We start from the raw sequence: 20,722 nt of genomic DNA on the forward strand, positions 1-20,722 counted from the left end.
TCAGAAAAACGGTAATCACTATACTTTTGACTGTTTTGAATGCGCTATCCAGGAATTGGCCCCAGAATGCAAGCATTGTTCATGTAAAATAATAGGACACGGAGTAGAAGCGGACGGCGAGTTTTATTGCTGTGCACATTGCGCCAGAGAGTCTGGGTTAGCAGGGGCAGAGGATCACATGTGAAAGTTGATTGAGCTCCATTAATTACTGGATAATCATAAATTCAGTTTATTTATACTTATATTAATGTTTAAAACAATTTGCATTGCAGGCGATGGGCCAGTCGGCTTATATCTTGCTATACGTTTAACCCAGCTTGGCGTTAAGAATGTAAAGCTGATAGGTAAACGCGAGGGAGTCTATACACGACCAGGACAAGTTACCATCCAAACCTTTGAGAATATTTCAGATAAAATAAATCACCGCTTATTTGTTCATCGCTCAAGTGATAACCACATTGCCAATAATCATCTAAAGGAATTAGAGAGAGAACTTTATCAATATGCAGTATCTCTTAACATTCAGTTTATACATCAAAGCTTTTATCAAGTGTCAGACGCGAAAAATATAATTATTGTCGATAAGGAAAATAAACAGACACTCGATACATGTGACTTACTGTTTGATGCAAGTGGTTCCAAGCGAGTCGTTGTAACTGACATCAATAAGAAAGAAAATGGCCATCAATTCACTGTTTCTGAAGTGAGTTATAACCCTCTGCGAAAGCATTATCAAACTCAAGTTCAAATGGATGCTGAAAGTGTGGAACGTATTACCCTTAAACGAGGTATCATGAGCCTGTTTCAGCCTGAATTGACAATATCTGAGAAACTAAAGCAAAAGCTGGCTTATTACAAGGTTTACAAAAAATACGGTTGGCCAACGTTTGCAACCCCCGAGGTTCATCGTTTCATTTTTCAAAAAAATAAGGTTATTCTCTGTGCTGAAAAGCCGGCAAACATGCCGGAAGAATTTAATGATGAATGGGTCAGAGAATTACTTGCCTGTGAAACCTTACAACCCGATTTACGATTTAAAGACTTACCTCCTGCAAGAAAATATAAAAAGAAGCCTCGCAAACAAGAGTTTGACGTCAATCCAAAAAAAATTGAACCTTTCTTTCGGGAAGCAACTCCCTGTTGTCCTGCTATTATTCCCATAGGTGACGCATTGTTTGAACCCGATTTTCGCCTGGGGCAAGGAGTAAATGAAGGTATCAAAAGGGTGGACGCTTTTTTGGAATGTATACAAGTAAATGGAGGCGAAATTACATCAATTGAATGGAATGCTTATACTCAAAATCTTAAAGAATTAATTTCGGCTCAAACGAAATCTATTCAAGAAGAATATTCGGAAAAAATTAGAAAAATTGATTGCGCTGAATTTTATGAGGAAGAGAAAATTAAACGTTTAATTGAAGATTCATCAATCGTTGCAGAGGATCAAATTTTGGAGGAAGGAAAACAACTATCCGACTTGTTTAATGAACTCATCAAAATGCCAACAAATTTTAGACACCGACTGGCAGAATTTAAATTCAAGCTATCGCAGAAAATAAAACTATCTCAGAAATTTGACCAAAAAGGCAAGCTTATTGGAGAAAATGATTATTATATTAAACAGTCTTTATTAGAAGAGGCTTTAACATTCCACAATCCCGGTCGATTAAAAAATGAAATTGAAAGAGCTTTATTAGAGCTTGCGGAAGACTATTTACAAGCGGCCTTATGCTCGCTTAAAACGAAATGTAATTCTCGAGTAACAGCACGGTTTTTCAAACAATCGTTTAAAATTTATGAATTAGTTTTTTCCAGAATAAATCAATGTATTTTTTATACAAGCTCTTTTTTTAAAGTGTCCTCAAAAAATAGCACTCCGATATTCTTATTGATTAGCCTTCATAAAGCGATTGAGCTATTTGGCGATAGCTCTAAGTTCCAAAATAAAATCGACAAATTAAACTATTTTAAACTGATGACCATGATGAAAATCATTCTTAAAGAAAGCTTTTCTATAAGAAATAAGAAAAATACAGCGACTTATAATGAAATTAAAACTCTATACGCAGATCTGACAACGAGAAACTATTTGAGTATAGATAAGAGGAATCAATTAACCCACATTATTGGTGATATAGAGAGGAATTTTCAAAAGTCAGAACTATCTTATTCAATGTGGCTTCATTGAATAAGATGAATGTACCCATGCGAGAAAAGAGTCCGGACTCACGGGGGCCCGGGATCATATGTAATCAATTAAAATCGCTGGATATAGCATCCTGTTAAATGCTTATTTCTTTAATTTTTTTACAGAACTGACCTTGTGGAAGTTCTTCCAGAAGATCAAGCCATTGATCTCTGATTTCATCAGGAATTTCTTTCACATGTTGCGTATGGCTTTCATGGCTATCCCAGTATTCGACACAGGTAAATTTATTGATATTGGAAGTGTCCTGGTACAGTTCAATACTCTGGAATCCAGGTACTGATTTCATCATTTCAAAGGAATTAATGAATTCATCACGAGCGTGTTCTTTTGTTACAACAGTAAATATAAAAACCATTTAATTTTCCTCTTTTTTAACCAGGATAGAATACCATAATTTCAATTTTCGACCAGAAAATGTTTAGTTTCGAGGCTTGATGGTAAAGGATGATTCTTCAGCTGTTTCAATCTGGCTGTCCTCAGGCCCTAAATTATGTTGTTGAGCATCCAGCTCTTCTGCCGTATCAACAGGGCCACCCGCTTGCGTGGTGAGAAACCTGCTTTTAATTTCAGCGTCGGTATCAACGGGAGAGTGATTATTTTCCGCTTCTGTCTGTTCCTTGATTTTAAGCCATTTGGAATGAGGAGGCCTTGCCATAATACAATCTCACAAATAGTCGGTATGATTTTAGTATAGAAGCATAGACGTCTGGAGATGAATTGAACCACACTATCTCAGATGCTATTTGCTCACATAATCAGCCAGTAATTTTTGAAAATCGGCCTTCGTCAGCGGTTTCATAAATAAATCATTCATTCCTGCCGAGAGTGCTTCCTCATTCATCGCATGAACAGTGAGCCCAATAATCGGAACAGGTTTTTTATTATTTAAAACTTCCCAGTCTCTGATCCTGGTTGCCAGCTCTAAGCCAGAAAAATCTGGTAATCCCAAATCAGTGATGATCAGATCAAATTGATTTTCGATAGCCAAACTAAACGCCAGTTCAGCATTATCGGCGGATAGCCAGCGACACTGGCTTTGCTTGGCTAAACTTTGAATTGTGGTCAAAGCTATTAAATTATCCTCTACCAACAATATGAAAGGAATTGGCATTCTTTCAGATCCTTATAAGCCATACCGCGGAACAAATACAACAATTCTTTAAATGTAATGGCTATGATTCTCTTAAATTCCGAGAGAACTCACTAAACCGGGTGATATTCCCACAAGCAATACATAAGCGTCAACTTAAGACGTTTCTCCTTCATGATCCTCTCTCCCCTCAGGGGAGAGAGTTAGAGAGAGGAGTTTAAAATCAACCCTCACCCTAGCCCTCTCCCAGCTTGGGAGAGGGGATTTTCTGGTAAATACTCTTATTAACACCCATGTTTGATCTTCAATCCTTTATAGGATTATAGTCCGAGGAATAGCTAGTGTCATACTAATCCATATCATTAAATTGCGCTGCCATCCAATGAATAGCGAGCGCAATAACCTTATAAAATATATCGAGCCAGATCCTCATCATCAACCAGTTTACCCAGGTGCTTTTCAACATAGGCCGCATCAATGTGAACCGATTCACCTGATTTATCCGTAGCCTCAAATGAAATCACCTCTAAAAGACGTTCCATAACCGTATATAGACGACGGGCACCAATGTTTTCAGTGCGCTCATTCACTTTCCAGGCCACTTCAGCAATCCGGCGAATACCACTTTCGTCGAAGCTCAGAGTTAATCCTTCAGTAGCCATTAATGCTGAATACTGCTCTGTTAATGATGCGCTTGGCTCAGTAAGAATGCGGACAAAATCTTCCACGCTTAATGCCGACAGCTCTACACGAATGGGCAGACGTCCCTGAAGTTCAGCAATCAAATCCGAAGGTTTTGCGACATGGAATGCGCCGGAAGCGATAAATAAAATATGATCTGACTTAATCATTCCATATTTGGTAGACACAGTAGAACCTTCCACCAAAGGCAGGAGATCCCGCTGAACACCTTCTCTGGAAACGGAACTACCCATCCCGGTATCTGCGCGCTGGGCTACTTTATCCAGTTCATCGATAAACACAATACCGTGCTGCTCGACTTTTTCAATAGCGCGTTGCTTTATATCATCCTCATTGATTAGCTTTGCCGCCTCTTCCTCACGCAAAATTTTCATGGCTTTGGAAATGATCATTTTACGGGTTTTAGTCCGGCCATTCCCTCCCACTTGCTGAAACATCGACTGCAGCTGGCTGGTCATTTCTTCCATACCCGGGGGGGCCATAATCTCAATGCCTACGGGTGAAGCAGCGATTTCTATTTCAATTTCATTATCATCGAGCTTACCTTCCCTCAGCTGTTTACGAAAAACCTGCCGGGTTGAGTTCTCTTTTTCGCTGGCGAACGTGGCACCACGAGCTGCAGGAAGCAAGGCGTCCAGTACACGCTCTTCAGCCGCATCTTCTGCCAGATGCTCTACTTTTCGCATCGCATTTTCGCGCTCTTGCTTAATAGCGATATCAGCCAAATCCCTGATGATTGAATCGACATCGCGCCCAACATAGCCTACTTCTGTAAACTTGGTAGCTTCTACTTTAATAAAAGGTGCTTGCGCCAGTTTGGCAAGACGTCGTGCAATTTCAGTTTTACCAACGCCGGTTGGGCCAATCATCAGAATATTTTTAGGCATAATTTCATTGCGCAATGAGTCATCCTGAATTTGCATGCGCCGCCAGCGATTTCTTAAGGCAATTGCTACTGCTCTTTTAGCTTCATCCTGACCAATAATATATCGATCTAACTCCTGAACGATCTCACGTGGAGTCATCATAGTATTACTCATGCTCACTATCCAATTCTTCAATGGTTAAATTATGGTTGGTGTAAATGCAAATCTCACCCGCAATTTGCAGACTTTTTTCCACGATTTGCCGGGCTGATAATTCGGTGTTTTCCAGCAAAGCGCGTGCGGCAGACTGAGCGAATGGACCTCCGGAACCAATTGCAATGAGCCCATGAGCCTCCGGCTCAATCACATCCCCATTTCCGGTAATAATGAGCGAAGCCTTATGATCGGCAACAGCCAGCAGGGCCTCGAGACGGCGCAGCATTTTATCGGTTCGCCAGTCTTTTGCCAGTTCAACTGCTGCACGAACCAGATGGCCTTGATGCATCTCAAGTTTCCGCTCAAATCGTTCAAATAAAGTGAAGGCATCCGCCGTACCGCCAGCGAAGCCCGCGATCACCTTATCCTTATATATACGGCGTACTTTACGGGCATTTCCCTTCATCACCGTGTTACCCAGTGTCACTTGACCGTCGCCCCCAATAATTACTTTATTCCCTCGTCGTACCGAAAGAATCGTAGTACCGCGATATTGCTCCAAGGCTGATTCCTCTTTTTTAAGTCAAAGCTGTCAAATGGGGATTGATTAGTCATTTTCAATGGATATTGAAATATTTTTTATGAGCCTCAGACAGTAGGGCTCAATCTGGCTGGCAAGTCATGCAGCCCTGTTCTTCGCAGACTTGGCAAAGACCCTTCAGTTCAATAGCTGCTTGCCCCAGGTTGAAATGTGAATTCTCAGTGATCTTTTTGAATAATTGCCGGAGCTGGTTATCATACACTTCCTGCACCTTATGGCAGTGATTACAGACCATCAAGAGTTCGGATGGCAAATGCTGCTCTGGCTGCTGGCAAAGGGTATAACATTGTATGGACTCTACTTTGTGCACTAATCCTGAAAAAACGAAATAATCCAGCACCCTGTAGACGGTAGGCGGCTGCGCATTAATTTTAGTTTCCAGCAACAATTCAAGAATCTCATAAGCCTTTAAAGGCCTGTTTGCCGACCACAGAATATAGAGAATTGATTTGCGAAGAGAGGTCAGTCGATTAACAAGTCCATTACAATATTGATTAAAGCGCTCAGGATACATCGTCAGGTGCTGCTGTCTTTAGAAACGATATGCCGTTTTCCAGCGGCTCAATAGCAAGATATTCGGCAATACTTTGACCAATATCTGCAAAGCTGTCTCTTCTTCCAATAAAGCAGCTGGGAGTATTCTTGCCAAAAGCCAGAACCGGAATATGTTCACGGGTATGATCAGAGCCCGGCTGCGTTGGATCGCAACCATGATCAGCCGCTATTACGATCAAATCGTCCGGTTGCAATATTGCCAAAAGTTCAGGCAGGCGGGCGTCAAACGCTTCGAGAGCCCGTGCATAACCAATAACATCACGGCGATGTCCAAAAGAAGAATCAAAATCGACAAAATTTGTAAAGACCAGACTACCGGATGGTGCTGTATTCATAGCCTTTAGAGTTGCATCGAACAGAGCCATGTTGCCGTCCGCTTTAATGGTTTGAGTTAGACCCTGATGGGCATAAATATCAGCTACTTTTCCGATCGCAATCACTTCCCGATTATTTGCTTTGAGCTTATCCAGTAAGGTGGGTGCCGGCGGCAATGTGGCGTAATCTTTACGATTTCCAGTTCGAGTGAACGCTCCCGGCTTGCCGATAAAGGGTCGCGCAATCACTCGGCCAATCTGGTACTCATCCACCAGGCGCCTTGCCACTTCACAAATCTCATACAGCCTGTCCAAACCAAAATAATCTTCATGTGCCGCAATCTGGAACACACTGTCAGCGGAGGTATAAACAATTGGCTGATTGCTGAGAATATGCGCTTCACCCAATTCATCAATAATATGGGTGCCGCTCGCATGTTTCAGGCCCAATACACCGGCGATTTTGGTTTCTCTGATAAAATCTGCGATCAATTTTTCAGGGAAACAGTTCGGGGTATCTGGAAAATAGCCCCATTCGAATAAAACAGGAACCCCAGCCAGTTCCCAATGGCCGCTGGGCGTATCTTTCCCCAGACTCTGTTCCACTGCATAACCATAATAGCCTTGAGGTTCATCCAGAGTACTCAAATCGATGCGGGGAATACCGGTACTTGCCAAAGCAGCATGGTAGAGCCCCAGGCGTGCCAGATTAGGAAGCATCAATGGACCTTGACGAACATTTTCGCGGTCGGCTTGCCCCTCGGCACAGGCAGCATGAATATGGCCAAAGGTATCGGCTCCCTGATCACCATAGCGAATTGCATCCTGACTCGCGCCAAGACCGAAAGAATCCATCAATAAAATACAAACGCGACCCAACATATTACGCCTCCACATGCCGGCCATGAGTTTCTTTTAAGCCCCACAGAGAAAACAATGCGACTAATAAGCCTATCGGCAAAATGATGGCAGCAAACTGGTAATCGCCTAATGAATAGACCGGTGTTTCGCCATGCATTTGCATTTCCCCATGACTCATTAATAGCACACTAAAGAGATTCTGATAAATAATGTAGCCGCCCTGGGTTAAAATCGAGATTACGCTGACAGCAGTCGCTGTAATCGATATGGGACTACTTTCTGCAACCAGCGCATAGCTAATGACCTGACCTGCCGTAAAAAATCCAAGCAGAAAAAATAAAATCTTCATTACTGGCAGAGAAACAGGCGCATAAAGCACAACCAGTAATGTTGCCAGCGATGCAATGACGCTGACCTTCATAGGTATTATCCTCAGCCCCAGCTTATCGGAGATCCAGCCAATGAATGGTCCTCCAATGATTGCACCAAGAAATAACAAGGTATTTACCATTGCAGCATCATCTTTACTAACTCCCAGGCGCTGTACCAGATACAAAGAGCCCATCATGGCGCCAAATACTGCAATGGCCATATTCATAAGACTGGTATATAGCGCGGCCCTTAAGGTTTGAGGATTCAGATAGGTTTGTTTAGCAACTGAAAGTACATTGAGTGATTGAGAGGAAGATGAAGAGGATGACTTGACTTGTTTTTTCTCGATAATGCCAAAGAACATTAAGCATAATATAGCCATTCCCAGCCATCCTACCTGAATCAGCGCATCCCGCCAGCCAACCTGAGACACCAGCTTGGTTAGAGGATATTGGGCTAACATGCCGCCGGTCATGGCAATGGTCACGATAATACCGGTAACCATTGCCATCTTGCGAGGAGGAAACCAGCGCGAGGCCAGGCGAATGGGGCCAAGAAAGCAAAAAGCGCTGCCAATACCAGTAATAAAGCGGCAAAGCAATGCCAGATAAAACGATTGAGCATTTGCCAAAATAAATGTGCTTAAAACACACAAAAACATGGCCAGCAATACCGTTTTTTTAGTGGAATAGGTATCTAAAACCAAACCCGCTACGAACAGGAAGATTACATTGGAAACATAGTAAATGCTGGACAAAAAAGCCATTTTGTCAGCCTGAATATGAAAATCCTGCATGATGTTGTCAGCAATGGAGGCAAACATATTGCCCTGAATAAATTCATAAAAGAAAAATAGAGAAGCGCTCACACAAACCAGCCAGGGGAGCAATGACTCACGAAGTTTTCCAGTTTCTCGGTATTCTTCCACCATATGCATGTTCACTCCTTAATTAATACGGTTGCAGTAAGTTTCGCGTATGAGCATAGAGGCAATAAATGCCAGGATAATAGCTAAGGGAAACATCCACATTGCAAACTGAAAATCCGCCGTTGAGTAATTTTGTGTACTACTGCCCGCATGATGTTGAATCAGGAAGCCAAATAAAACCTGCCCAATACCGCCGCCTCCCATAATGAGCACTGAGGCAATACCCGTTGCAGCACCGGTATTTTCAGACGTATTGCTTTCTGCTATCAATGGATAGCTAATTACCTGTGTGCTGGTAAACAAACCCAGCATAAAAAAGAGAGCGCTTAGCTGGAACTGCGATAATTCCATATTGAAAAAAAGCGGCATTACCACGATTAAACTGCCTATAGCGCCTGCGATCATTAACCGCTTTCGGCGTCCCTGGTAATCGGAAAGCCAGCCCACCAGCGGGCAGCCAATAATACTGCCAATGAAAATCATACTGACTACATTACTGGCAGCCATTTCGGATAACTGGTGCGCTTTCTGAAGATAACTCGCGCCCCATAAAGCACAAAGCACCATAATCGGCAGATTCAGAAAAGAAGTATATAAACCCGCTAACCAGGTTTGAGAATTGCTTAAAGCCTGGAAGAAGCCAGGCAGTAATTCAGGACGGGAAGCAGAACGAGAAACAGTGCTTTTATGGGGGCTATCCTGAATATTGATGGCAATCCAGGCTAACAGCAGCCCGCCTACGGCGCTATCAATCAGCAAGGCGTTTCGCCAGCCGAAATTATTAACTAACTGAGCCAGAGGCGTATGGGCTGTCATCCCTCCCAAAAAGGCCATGGTCACTAGAGAACCAATCACAAAGGCCTGACGGCGCGGAGGAAACCAGCGTGAAACCAGCACTACACAGGATAAAAAACAAAACGCATTACCAATTCCGGATAAAAAATGAAATATCGAGGCTAAGAGAAACGAATGAGTGACTGCAAACCCCAAAGTGCCAGCCACACAGATAAACATGGCAGTCAGAATCACCCGGCGCGGTGAAAATCGATCGAGAATCAATCCTGCCGGCAGCAGAAAAAGAATGTCCGCCCACAGATACATGCTGGACATCCAGCTTAGCTGAGCCGCATTCAGGTTGAAATCATCCCGTAAGGGCTGATTGATTACATCAAAAATATTCAGCTGAAAAAATTCATAGAAGAAAAATAAACCTGCAGAAAGACAAACCAACCAGGCTTTCATACCACCCCGAGGCACAGCAACTACACTCGAATCCAAGGCCAATGAGTCAGACAAGCATTCCCCCAGAAAATAGACGCCAAAACTGGGGCGCATTATATCAAATATTTGCATTAAATGGTATCGCTATTGGACAAATAACTTGCAATTTAATTCCATCTCTCTGCAAGATGCAGGAAAGCATCGCTTGCTGTAATGAAGCAATAACGATTATCCATTATTTTGCAATTTTGTTTTTATGGGCCTAATATGTGGATTACTTAAGAATCAGTAAAAGGACTAAAATGATACCTGCAAAAGGATATGCTGCCCTGCAACCTAAAGAAGAACTCACCCTCTACAACTTTGAACGCCGCGCTCCCGGTGATCATGATGTATTAATCGATATTAAATATTGTGGTATCTGCCATAGCGATATTCATCAGGTTCGGGAAGAATGGGGAACAGGACTGTTTCCAATGGTTCCTGGACATGAAATAACCGGGATTGTCCGTAAAGTGGGGACCAAAGTCAGTCAATTTAAAAAAGGCGATCATGTAGGCGTCGGCTGTTTTGTTGATTCCTGCCGGCATTGTGAAAACTGTCAGGGGCATGAGGAACAATATTGCCGGGAAGGGACTACTTATACCTATAACAGCAAGGAAAGAGTTAACGGACATATCACGCAGGGCGGGTATTCCAATACCATCGTGGTCGATGAAAATTACGTTCTGCGGATTCCAGAAAACATTCCTCTGAATAGCGCAGCACCTCTTTTATGTGCGGGAATAACGCTCTACTCTCCCCTGAGGCATTGGAATGCGGGCCCAGGTAAAAAAATAGCCATCATTGGTTTAGGCGGGCTTGGGCACATGGGAGTCAAGCTTGCTCACGCAATGGGTGCCGAAGTGACTGTCCTTAGTCAATCGGTGAAAAAAGCGGCCGATGGGAAACGATTGGGCGCTGATCATTTTTATGTAACCAGCAATCCGGAAATTTTTTCCAAACTGGCTAATCATTTTGATCTGATTATCAACACAGTATCTTCAGCGATTAACTGGAGTGATTATATGCAACTTCTGAAAACCAATGGAACAATGGTTATTCTTGGCATTCCACCTGAAAATGTGCCTATGGTTGCAATGCCGCTGATCGCGCAAAGACGAAGTATTGCAGGCTCATTAATCGGTGGAATTAAACAAACCCAGGAAATGCTCGATTTTTGTGGTAAACACAATATCAGTTCCGACATTGAACTCATTCCAATCGATTATGTGAATGAAGCCTATGAGCGCATTCTCAAAAGTGATGTGCGCTACCGTTTTGTAATTGACATGCAAAGTCTCAATGATGATCATACATTGATGTAATACCTCATTTTTTCAAGGAGAGAAGTTAATGGCAAAAGTACTTTGTGTTCTTTATAAGGATCCGGTAAACGGCTATCCCAAATCCTACGCCAGAGAAGGCATTCCTGCGATTGATAGCTATCCAGGCGGTCAGACCGTTCCAAACCCTGAGCACATTGATTTTAAACCCGGCGAGTTATTAGGCTCAGTCTCCGGCGAATTGGGGTTGCGTCCTTTTTTGGAAAAAATGGGGCATCAATTGGTAGTTACTGCTGACAAGGATGGGCCGAATTCTGAGTTTGAAAAAGAATTGATTGATGCAGACGTCGTGATTTCCCAGCCCTTCTGGCCTGCCTATTTAACTGCCGAGCGGATTGCCAAAGCAAAAAATCTGAAACTGGTGATTACGGCTGGTATCGGTTCTGACCATACGGATCTAAATGCAGCGATAGCGAAAGGCATCACGGTTGCTGAAGTGACCTACTCCAATAGCATCAGCGTCTCTGAGCACGTGGTGATGATGATACTGGCTCTGGTTAGAAATTACATCCCCTCTTACCAATGGGTAATTAATGGGGGCTGGAATATTGCCGACTGCGTGGCCCGCTCTTACGATCTTGAAGGAATGACGGTAGGATCTCTTGGCGCTGGACGAATTGGTCTTGCGGTCATGAAACGTTTGAAACCTTTTGATGTAAAGCTGCATTACACTGATCAGCATCGTCTGCCAGAAGCTACCGAAAAAGAATTAGGCCTGGTTTACCATGAAACACTGGAATCGATGATCCCGCTTTGTGATGTATTCACCATTAATGTGCCTTTGCATGCTGAAACAGAACATTTGGTAAATGACGCATTGATCGACAAAATGAAAAATGGCGTCTATATCGTCAATACTGCAAGAGGCAAAATCTGTGATCGTGATGCCATTGCCAGAGCGTGTAAGAATGGAAAAGTTGCAGGTTATGCGGGCGATGTATGGTTCCCGCAACCCGCTCCGGAAGATCACCCCTGGCGCTCCATGCCTCATCATGCCATGACCCCTCATATCTCCGGAACAAGCTTATCCGCCCAGGCGCGGTATGCCGCAGGTACCCGTGAAATACTGGAGTGCTGGTTTGCAGGAAAACCGATTCGCGATGAGTATTTAATTGTCGATAAACACCAGCTTCGCGGAGCAGGCGCTCATTCCTACACCAGCGGTAAAATAACGGTTGGGGAAAATTAATCCCCAAGCGTTATCATTTAAAGAGAATAGCAGGTCGGTCACTACGGTTAATGGCGCTGCCATTAGGCTATAACCTAGTCCCAACGTCCCTTGGCTTGCGTCCATTGGTATCTACACATCTCTGAAAACAGAGTTTGCTCCTCGCTTCTACGTCCCTCGGCTTGTCCGAGGGATCCAGGAATCTCATGCCAGGATTTGATCTTTGGCTCTCTTTTAAAGCATGCGGTACAACAATACTCCATCGCAATATTGACTAATAATTCTGCATGATGGTTGAAATTTACAATCTCGATGATATACTCAGCAAGCTCTTGACTACATTGGAACCAAGTTATGCCGTCCAACTTTTCTGAAGAACGATACAAAGCTCTTAAATCGCAGGCTATTGAGGCAATTGAGCAGAATAATCTGCAACAGCTGAAAGAACTTCTCAACCAATCCTATAAGGGACTTTTACCAGTACTTACAAGAAAAGGACGGGTAGTCACCTTGTCAACCAGAGAAGGCATGGTTCCTTATTTGAATACTCGCCACGAGAAACCCTTTTTAAGAGATCTGGCGATCCAACAAGATCATGTAGACATCGTTGACTTTTTATTCAATGATGGAATGGGGATCCGGACTGAATTAAACTCCGTTGACCTGGCAAGTGATGAAGTTCGTGAGAAGTCTTATAGAGAACGCTTTCTGAATAAGGCTTTAGAATACAATAGCCGGAAGGTTATCGATCATTTGCTTACAAAAGGCTTTTCGCTTTCTGTAGACCAGTTAAGGCTGTATGCCAGAGAAAATAACGCCGAACAGTATCTAAATGCAGTAATCCCTCTATTAAACAAACTTCCTGCATTGGCTCAAAAAGCCGATAGTCTTCACAATCGGGAATATTACCGCGAATCTGAACGAGTTCGATCACTGGATCTTTTTATACGAAATCAAATTAAATTGTATATTGATTCCTGTATTGCTCTGCCTGAAAAAAGTGCAGAACACTTGGAAAAGCAGCTTAAATCGCCGTGCTATCCATTCACTTCCTCTGTAAAAGAGGAACTCAGGAATCACAGGGGATATAAAGAATTTTTTGCAAACCTTATGATTACAATATCCACACTATTTATCGCAAATATTTATCAGGCAGTTGCCACAAAAGGCGAGTCGTTTTTCTTTAAATTCAACACAGATTCTGTAAATCAGTTAACTGAAGTACAAAACAGCCTTTATGAATGCAGCCTCTGATAAACAAAGGCTTGTAGAAAAGTTGTTATGTCCGCCTGGGTATATCTGATTCTTGTTGTTAATTTCACATTGTATTAGAATACAATTCAATCATTTGGCAGGAAGCCTCAATGCGTTCTTTGCACTCTGTTCTCCTGCATAAGTTACTCTGGACAAATCATGCAAACATCAGGCATTTTACGCAAGCTCGGCATCTTAGTATCGGCATTAATCCCTACTTTTGCAATGGCCGGCATACCGCTCTGGACCTTTAAGCCTTTAACGCCCACAACACTTTCCTTATCTGCCAATGATACAGCGATAGTCCAATATCTGGTTACTAATCAATCCAGCCGGCCCCATACCCTGAATATGATTCCTATTCAAGGCATCACCCAGTTAACTGCCGGACTGGGCGTTTGCAGCAGCAGTTTTGTATTATCCGGACATGGTTCCTGCATACTTTCCCTGCAGATCAATGGCAGTTTAATAAACCAGCAAATAACTAACGGTCCGAGTGTTTGTCAGAGCGGTTCTCCCAATCAATGTTACCAGCCGAACGCTCAGGACATTTTACGTATCACCCTCAAACCCGCGATTAATGATGCAACAATCTCGGTAAGCAACTCGCCATTAAGCCTGCTTGCCGGAGGTAATGGGACATTGATTATCCATAATAATTCACTGGAAGTGAGCGCTACAAACATTGTCTCCAATTTTTCAGGGACGGCTCTCGAAGGAAAAGTGATTGAAACAGGAAACACTTGCGCCAGTGTTCTTCCAGGGAATAATTGCACGCTGACTTATACTGGTCTGCAGCCAGCGATGCTCGGCAGTTTCAGTATAAAAGGAAGTAATACCAATACAGTCTACGCGGCCATGGAAATTAAATCCGCGGCCACTCTATCATCAATCAATCCCAATTCTGGGCTGACAACCGGAGGCACGGGATTTGTTTTAACAGGCACTGGATTATTGGGGGTGACCGGCGTCAGTTTTGATGGAGTGCCAGCCACCTATGTGAGTGTAGTGAATTCAATGACCGTTACAGGTGTGACACCTGTACATGCTGCAGGTACCGTCGATGTAACTGTTCTGACTGCGAATGGAACAGCTACTTTAAATAACGGATATACATTCATACCTCCTGCGATAGGACAAACCACTGAGGGTGGAACCGTTGCCTGTTTAGGCGGCCCGCAACTCAATTTGATTGCGGCTGTCGCTGACAACAGTCCTGGCATGAACTGGGGGGGAGACGGTATTCCCACGGGAGCAACGAATTTCTTGGATGGGGCAGCGAATACGGAAACAATTATCAGTGTGTTAGGTGCCAATGGCGGTAACCCATATGCCGCGTTACTGTGCAGCAATTTTGAAGTGGACTCGCAGGGAAACACACCCTGTGAGCCAGGTAATGCCTGTTACAGTGACTGGTTTTTACCAGCTCTGTTTCAGTTAAATTGTCTTTACAGTAATCAGATAGCTATTGGAGGTTTTTCTGCGGCTCCTTATTGGACTTCTACCGAATTTAACCCCGCATTTGCCTACAGAGTCAATTTTGCAAATGGAGATAATCTATTTGCAGGCAAAGACACTAGTGGCTATCGCGTCCGCTGTGTGCGAAGTTTTATGCCTTAACAAGGTTCGATAGTTAAGTTCTTAAAATTAACTGTTTTCCGGAACGAGAGGGGATCTTTTCGCCGGGTAACAATACACCCACTAAATTTAATGGATCTACCGCAAATATAGAAATTTCCTGCGCATCAGTTTGCGCGGGAGCGGCTCGTAATGAATCCACAGCATAAGCTAATGCAAACTGCTCACCGGTAAAGCCACTTATAAATCGTCCGCCACGAATTTCTCCCTGTGCTTCCAGTCGACGAAAACCGCTTAGCAATTCCGACCAGGATGCCGCGATTTTTTCGCGCATTACAATTTCTCGAAAACAGACCCCGTAGCGCTTTAGCAGGATTCGACAGATGGATTCAATACGCCGCTCTGGCTCTACTGGCTTAGCAGCACGCAATAAGGACCAGCGTCCCTGACTGAATAAATTATGGCGGCGAGGGCGTCGGCCGGTTCGCCGCTGCGGGTCTATCATTGCACGTAGATTATCGAAGCTGTCAGCGCTTATCAGACCAGCCGCCACCAACTCCCAGAGCGCATTTTCAACCTCTGTCTTTAACTTCTGCACATCACTGACAATATCGCTGAAAAATGAAGCGCCATGCGTTTGCAAATAGGTATAAACCACTTGCGCATTATAGCTTAAACTTTTTAATTCCTCTGCAGTATAGGCGGATTTTCCAGCCAGCCAGCCTGATTCTTCCCGGATTAAAAACGTAATAGGCGTGACACTGTTCGCCTGAATCGACTTGTAGCTGCTGATTTCAAGATCCTTTTCTTTCAGGGAGGATTCAATACTGGGATGCAGGCTCGGCCTGCCCCATATGACCACCCCCGAGAGACAAAGCCTGTCTAGCAAATCCGGACTGTAATCACTGATTCGTTTGGCAAAAATCTGCTTTTCCCAGGCATTTGCCGGAATTTCATAGGCCTGTAACTGGCGGATAACTTCTAAAACACCCTGCTCTCCCTTAAGCTGGCTTTTGCCAGTGATATGCTGCCATTTAGCGAGCCAGCGAATAAATTGCAGAGCGCTGACCGGTTCAATTTCCTTTCGTAATTTCGCCAGTGTCTGCTGATGAATTCTTGCCAGTAGACGACGTTCACACCACTCCATCATACCCTGGTTTTTTCGAAAATGACCTCGAAGAATCTGACCGCTTGCTTCCAGTTTTAATAAACTATTATTGATCTGGCTTTCAGGTAACTTTAATAAATCGACAAGCTCGCCTACATTGACTGGGCCAAGATGCTGCATCCACCCTCTTAGCATCATCAGTAAGGCGTCATCTGCCTCATGGAGTTGACTATCCCATTCGATTAAACTCTCTGAAAAAACAGCAGATGGATAAACTGCCTGATAGGCATTTTTTTTCTCGGTTGCAACCCAGAAAGCCTGACCATCTACATGGGCAGTACCTGCACGATTTGCATTCTGCAATTGCTCAAAAAATACAGCCCAGCTATCAGGAATGCGCAGATTATCACGGGAAAGACCAATCATCGTTTGCAGAAAATCATGCAGCTCATCGGCATTCCTGATATCTGGCCAGGCTTGTCTCTGAACATCGGCAATGACTTCCGAATCAAGCTGTCCCATATTGCCCTGCAGCCATTCGGGTAAAATCCGCCGCATGGCCACTGCCCGCGTTCGCCGCTCTTCCAAGGGCGCATCGTCAAGAAAAGCATAAGGGTTTGCATTAAGAATCTCATGCGAGAATACTGAGGGCGTTGGCGTGTCCACCGCGATACAATGAATCGTTCCCGATTTAATCCCTTTCAACAGTTCACGCAAACCCTCAATATCCATCGCTTCGGTCAGGCAGTCTTTGATGGTTTCATCGATCAAAGGATGTTCCGGCAATTCCACGTCTTTTCCGGCCAGGTTGTCCTGACAAGCAGCGGCTTGCGGGAAAACGGCAGCCAGAAGATCATCTGCACGCATGCGCAATATATTAGGCGGTACTTTGCGGCCATTGCGGTATCGCATTAAAGCCAAAGCCCTGATTGCATCCCAGCGCCAGCGGGTTGTGAAAACAGGCGATTGCAAAACGGCCTGCACCAGAACCTTTTTAATTGTTGCCGGATGGAGAAACTGAAAAACATCCTCAAGCGGAAAGCTGTGCTGCTCGGCTAAGGAGATCGCTAGCCCATCGTCCGTTGCCGCTGCCTGTAATTCAAAATTAAAGGAACGGCAGAAACGTTTGCGTAATGCCAGCCCCCAGGCCTTATTGATACGCGCACCAAAAGGGGCGTGAATAATTAGCTGCATCCCGCCTGACTCATCAAAAAACCGCTCGGCAATAATCGTCTGCTGGCTCGGAACTGCACCTAATAAAGCACGTCCTTCAAGCAGATAATCAATCATTTGACCCGCAGCATAGTCACTGACATGACAGTTGGCGGCTAACCATTCCCTGGCTTTTTTCTGACTTTCAGGATTTGTTGCAGTTGATAATGGGAGTAAGGCATCTATTTTGGTTCGTAAACTGGAGACTTGCAAAGACAATTCGTTACTGCGAGCTGGTGCTTCTCCCAGCCAGAAAGGTACCGTGGGGGCTGCACCCTGAGCATCTTCAACAATGACTCTTCCTCTGGTATTTTCAACTTTGTACACTCTCCAGGACGTATTGCCCAACAGAATGACATCGCCGCGATGGCTTTCCACCGCGAACTCTTCATCGAGAGTACCTACTACAATCTCTTCAGGAACAGCAATTACCGTAAATAAATTGGTTTCCGGAATCGCACCGCCATTCATAATGGCCGCCATACGGCTGCCTCTTCGTCCCTTTACAATGCCATTGATTCGATCACGAAAGAGATAGGCTCCATAGCGCCCGCGAGAAGCGGCAATGCCTTCGCTGAGCATTTCCAGAACGGTGTTAAAAACCTCTCTTTTCAAATGACGATAAGGATAACTGCGTTTCACTAATTTGAATAATTCGTCCTCGTTCCACTCATCGGTGGCGCAGGCCGCCACTATCTGCTGGGCCAGAATATCCAGCGGCTGCTCGGGTATGATCAGCCGATCCAAATCGCCGCTGTAGATGCCATATACCAATGCGGCGCACTCCAGCAGCTCATCGCGGGTAGTAGCAAAAAAATGGCCTCTCGAAATAGCACCATGCCAATGACCGGCACGGCCCACACGCTGTAATGCAGCGGCTAACGCCCGTGGAGAGCCAATCTGGCACACCAGATCCACCGTACCGATATCAATGCCAAGCTCTAAAGACGCAGTAGCGACAATCACTTTTAAAGCGCCTGTTTTCAACCCATTTTCAGCTGCCAGGCGTAATTTGCGCGATAAACTGCCGTGATGGGCGGCCACCCATTCCTTGCCTATGCGGTTAGCAAGATGATGCGACATGCGCTCGGATAGTTTCCGGGTATTGACAAAGACCAGGGTGGAGCGATTCTGCATGGCCAACTCTGCAACGCGATCATAAATTTCATCCCAGACATCATTGGATGTGACCGACTCCAGCGCGGTTTTAGGAACTTCCACCTTAAGATCCAAATGCCGCTGATGACCTATGTTAATGATATTCGGAACGGCCCGAGAACTGCCGCTTAAAAATTTAGCCACTTCTTCAATGGGTTTTTGGGTCGCAGATAAGCCAATCCGGACAGGCAATTCACAGGCCAGCTTTTCCAGACGCTCGAGAGACAAGGCCAGATGAGTTCCGCGCTTACTATTAACCAGAGCATGGATTTCATCGACGATGACAGTGCGAACTGTTTTTAACAAAGCTCGGCTTTTTTCTGCAGTCAGTAACAAATAGAATGATTCCGGTGTTGTTACCAGAATATGAGGCGGCTTTTTCAACATCGATTGCCTGTCCTTTGCCGGTGTGTCGCCAGTTCTGACGGCAACCCGAATATCATCTATGATGATGCCAGCCGCATTCGCATTCTGCTGAATTTGTTTTAAAGGACCAAGAAGATTCTTTTGAATGTCGTTGCCGAGGGCTTTCAGAGGGGAAATATAAATCACTTCGATTTGATTCTCTAACCTGTTCTCCACCGCTGCGCGCAGCAGTTGATCAATGCAGACCATAAAGGCAGCAAAGGTTTTGCCCGAACCGGTTGGCGCAGAAATTAAAGTATGCTCGCCAGCCAGGATTCCTGGCCAACCTTCAATCTGCGGTGCGGTAGGCGTCTCAAACTGATTAACGAACCATTCCTTAATTAAGGGATGAGCCCAATCGATACTATGTGGATAGGAAGAGATCATGGCTATAGTATAGCAAATCCCGGCTTTGCAAAGGACAAACCTATAGATTTGCAAAAACCCTATTTCAATTCTAAGTTTATTAAATGAACAGGGAATAGTGAGACCCCAAATGCTAGCCTTCAATCAGGATAAAGCAGAACAATTTTCGCAACATTTATTACTGCTTCTGAACCACGCCGCTTTAGCTTTAATGATATCGATAGGCCATCGCAGTAAACTGTTTGATGTAATGAGTACTATGGATGCGGCAAATAGTGAAACCATTGCTCAGAATGCCAACCTAAATGAGCGCTATGTTCGTGAGTGGCTCAATGCGATGGTCACAGGCGGCATCATTGATTATGATACACATCAAAAGCTTTATTCTTTACCAGCGGAACATGCCGCTTTTCTGACCCGGGCAGCCTCTCCGAATAATATTGCAGTGATCGCCCAGTTTATTCCTATTCTGGCTAACGTAGAGGATTTAATTCTGAATGCGTTTATACATGGCGGCGGCGTACCTTATGAAGCCTATCACCGCTTTCACAGCGTCATGGCAGAACAAAGCGGGCAGACCATTTATCTGGCTTTACTGGATAAAATTATTCCCCTGGTTAATGGGCTGAGGGAGCAACTCCAGCAAGGCATCAAAGTGCTCGATATTGGCTGCGGTTATGGTCGAGCGCTCAGCTTAATGGCCGAACATTTTCCCAATAGCCAGTTTTATGGATTCGACTTATGCGAAGAAACCATTAACCATGCCAATGCACTGGCCCTGCAGAAAGGTTTGACTAACCTTCATTTCATGCGTAGAGACTTAGCTAAATGGCATGAACAAAACCAATACGATTTGATTACCAGCTTTGATGTGATTCACGATCAGGCCCATCCAAAGGACGTCCTCAAGGCTGTTTATGAGGCCTTAAAACCACAAGGAGTGTTTTTAATGCAAGATATAAAGACTTCCAGTCAAGTAGAAAATAACACTAATCACCCTATTGCACCGCTGATTTATACCATTTCATGTCTTCATTGCATGACGGTTTCTCTGTCACAAAATGGAGCGGGGCTGGGAGCTGCCTGGGGAGAAGAGCTGGCGGAGGAAATGTTAAAAGATGCCGGATTTACCCAGATTGAAAAACGCTATCTTGAACATGACATTATGAATACCTATTACATTGTTCACAAATAAAGGATTTTGCTTAAAATT

Annotated in this window: 16 protein-coding genes; 6 read left to right on the forward strand and 10 right to left on the reverse strand. The window is 44.3% G+C overall.

All coding sequences use genetic code 11. The features are described 5' to 3' along the window. The first annotated feature begins 247 nt into the window (after positions 1-247). A complete protein-coding gene (locus DYH61_RS12490) occupies positions 248-2,188 on the forward strand; it encodes an FAD-dependent monooxygenase family protein (protein WP_058507840.1) in 1,941 nt (646 codons plus the stop codon). 94 nt (positions 2,189-2,282) lie between these two features. Here the strand turns inward: DYH61_RS12490 and DYH61_RS12495 are convergent, their stop codons facing one another. The 9 genes from DYH61_RS12495 to DYH61_RS12535 all read right to left on the reverse strand — a co-directional run bounded on the left by DYH61_RS12495 (position 2,283) and on the right by DYH61_RS12535 (position 9,950). Beyond that, positions 2,283-2,564 carry an antibiotic biosynthesis monooxygenase family protein gene (locus tag DYH61_RS12495; protein WP_058507841.1) on the reverse strand — a complete coding sequence of 94 codons (282 nt, stop codon included), beginning with the start codon at positions 2,562-2,564 and terminating at the stop codon, positions 2,283-2,285. Between the two features lie 63 nt (positions 2,565-2,627). Beyond that, entirely contained in the window at positions 2,628-2,864 is a 237-nt protein-coding gene (locus DYH61_RS12500; RefSeq protein WP_058507842.1) for a hypothetical protein, read from the reverse strand. 84 nt (positions 2,865-2,948) lie between these two features. Next, on the reverse strand, positions 2,949-3,320 hold the full coding sequence (locus tag DYH61_RS12505) for a response regulator (protein ID WP_058507843.1): 372 nt from the start codon (positions 3,318-3,320) through the stop codon (positions 2,949-2,951). 383 nt (positions 3,321-3,703) lie between these two features. Continuing rightward, positions 3,704-5,029, reverse strand: coding sequence for an ATP-dependent protease ATPase subunit HslU (gene hslU / locus DYH61_RS12510; RefSeq protein WP_200823611.1), 1,326 nt, complete (start codon positions 5,027-5,029; stop codon positions 3,704-3,706). A gap of 4 nt (positions 5,030-5,033) precedes the next feature. After that, the gene (gene hslV / locus DYH61_RS12515) at positions 5,034-5,585 is read right to left on the reverse strand and encodes an ATP-dependent protease subunit HslV (protein WP_058507844.1); all 552 of its coding nucleotides are present in this window, start codon (positions 5,583-5,585) and stop codon (positions 5,034-5,036) included. 100 nt (positions 5,586-5,685) lie between these two features. After that, entirely contained in the window at positions 5,686-6,138 is a 453-nt protein-coding gene (locus tag DYH61_RS12520) for a Fur family transcriptional regulator (protein WP_058507845.1), read from the reverse strand. Then, a complete protein-coding gene (locus DYH61_RS12525) occupies positions 6,128-7,375 on the reverse strand; it encodes a phosphopentomutase (RefSeq protein ID WP_058507846.1) in 1,248 nt (415 codons plus the stop codon). Before DYH61_RS12525 ends, DYH61_RS12520 begins: the two co-directional genes overlap by 11 nt. Before the next feature lies 1 nt (position 7,376). Continuing rightward, a complete protein-coding gene (locus DYH61_RS12530; RefSeq protein WP_058507847.1) occupies positions 7,377-8,663 on the reverse strand; it encodes an MFS transporter in 1,287 nt (428 codons plus the stop codon). Positions 8,664-8,672: 9 nt separating this feature from the next. After that, a complete protein-coding gene (locus DYH61_RS12535) occupies positions 8,673-9,950 on the reverse strand; it encodes an MFS transporter (protein WP_058507923.1) in 1,278 nt (425 codons plus the stop codon). A 227-nt stretch (positions 9,951-10,177) separates the two neighbouring features. Here DYH61_RS12535 and DYH61_RS12540 point away from each other — a divergent pair, with 227 nt between their 5' ends. The 4 genes from DYH61_RS12540 to DYH61_RS12555 all read left to right on the forward strand — a co-directional run bounded on the left by DYH61_RS12540 (position 10,178) and on the right by DYH61_RS12555 (position 15,302). Further along, the gene (locus DYH61_RS12540) at positions 10,178-11,242 is read left to right on the forward strand and encodes an NAD(P)-dependent alcohol dehydrogenase (RefSeq protein ID WP_058507848.1); all 1,065 of its coding nucleotides are present in this window, start codon (positions 10,178-10,180) and stop codon (positions 11,240-11,242) included. A 28-nt stretch (positions 11,243-11,270) separates the two neighbouring features. Next, positions 11,271-12,449 (forward strand): NAD-dependent formate dehydrogenase, encoded by a 1,179-nt coding sequence (locus tag DYH61_RS12545; protein ID WP_058507849.1) that lies wholly within the window; start codon positions 11,271-11,273, stop codon positions 12,447-12,449. 333 nt (positions 12,450-12,782) lie between these two features. Next, positions 12,783-13,682, forward strand: coding sequence for a hypothetical protein (locus DYH61_RS12550; RefSeq protein ID WP_058507850.1), 900 nt, complete (start codon positions 12,783-12,785; stop codon positions 13,680-13,682). A gap of 159 nt (positions 13,683-13,841) precedes the next feature. Continuing rightward, a complete protein-coding gene (locus DYH61_RS12555) occupies positions 13,842-15,302 on the forward strand; it encodes an IPT/TIG domain-containing protein (RefSeq protein ID WP_234999758.1) in 1,461 nt (486 codons plus the stop codon). Between the two features lie 13 nt (positions 15,303-15,315). On the opposite strand, the gene DYH61_RS12560 is transcribed toward DYH61_RS12555, so the two are convergent. Beyond that, positions 15,316-19,530: a DEAD/DEAH box helicase gene (locus tag DYH61_RS12560; RefSeq protein WP_058507851.1), complete on the reverse strand. Its 4,215-nt coding sequence runs from the start codon at positions 19,528-19,530 to the stop codon at positions 15,316-15,318. Between the two features lie 109 nt (positions 19,531-19,639). Here DYH61_RS12560 and DYH61_RS12565 point away from each other — a divergent pair, with 109 nt between their 5' ends. Beyond that, on the forward strand, positions 19,640-20,704 hold the full coding sequence (locus DYH61_RS12565) for a class I SAM-dependent methyltransferase (RefSeq protein ID WP_058507852.1): 1,065 nt from the start codon (positions 19,640-19,642) through the stop codon (positions 20,702-20,704). Positions 20,705-20,722: the final 18 nt, after the last annotated feature.

Origin of the sequence: Legionella quinlivanii (assembly GCF_900461555.1) — a bacterium.
Lineage (GTDB): Bacteria > Pseudomonadota > Gammaproteobacteria > Legionellales > Legionellaceae > Legionella_C > Legionella_C quinlivanii.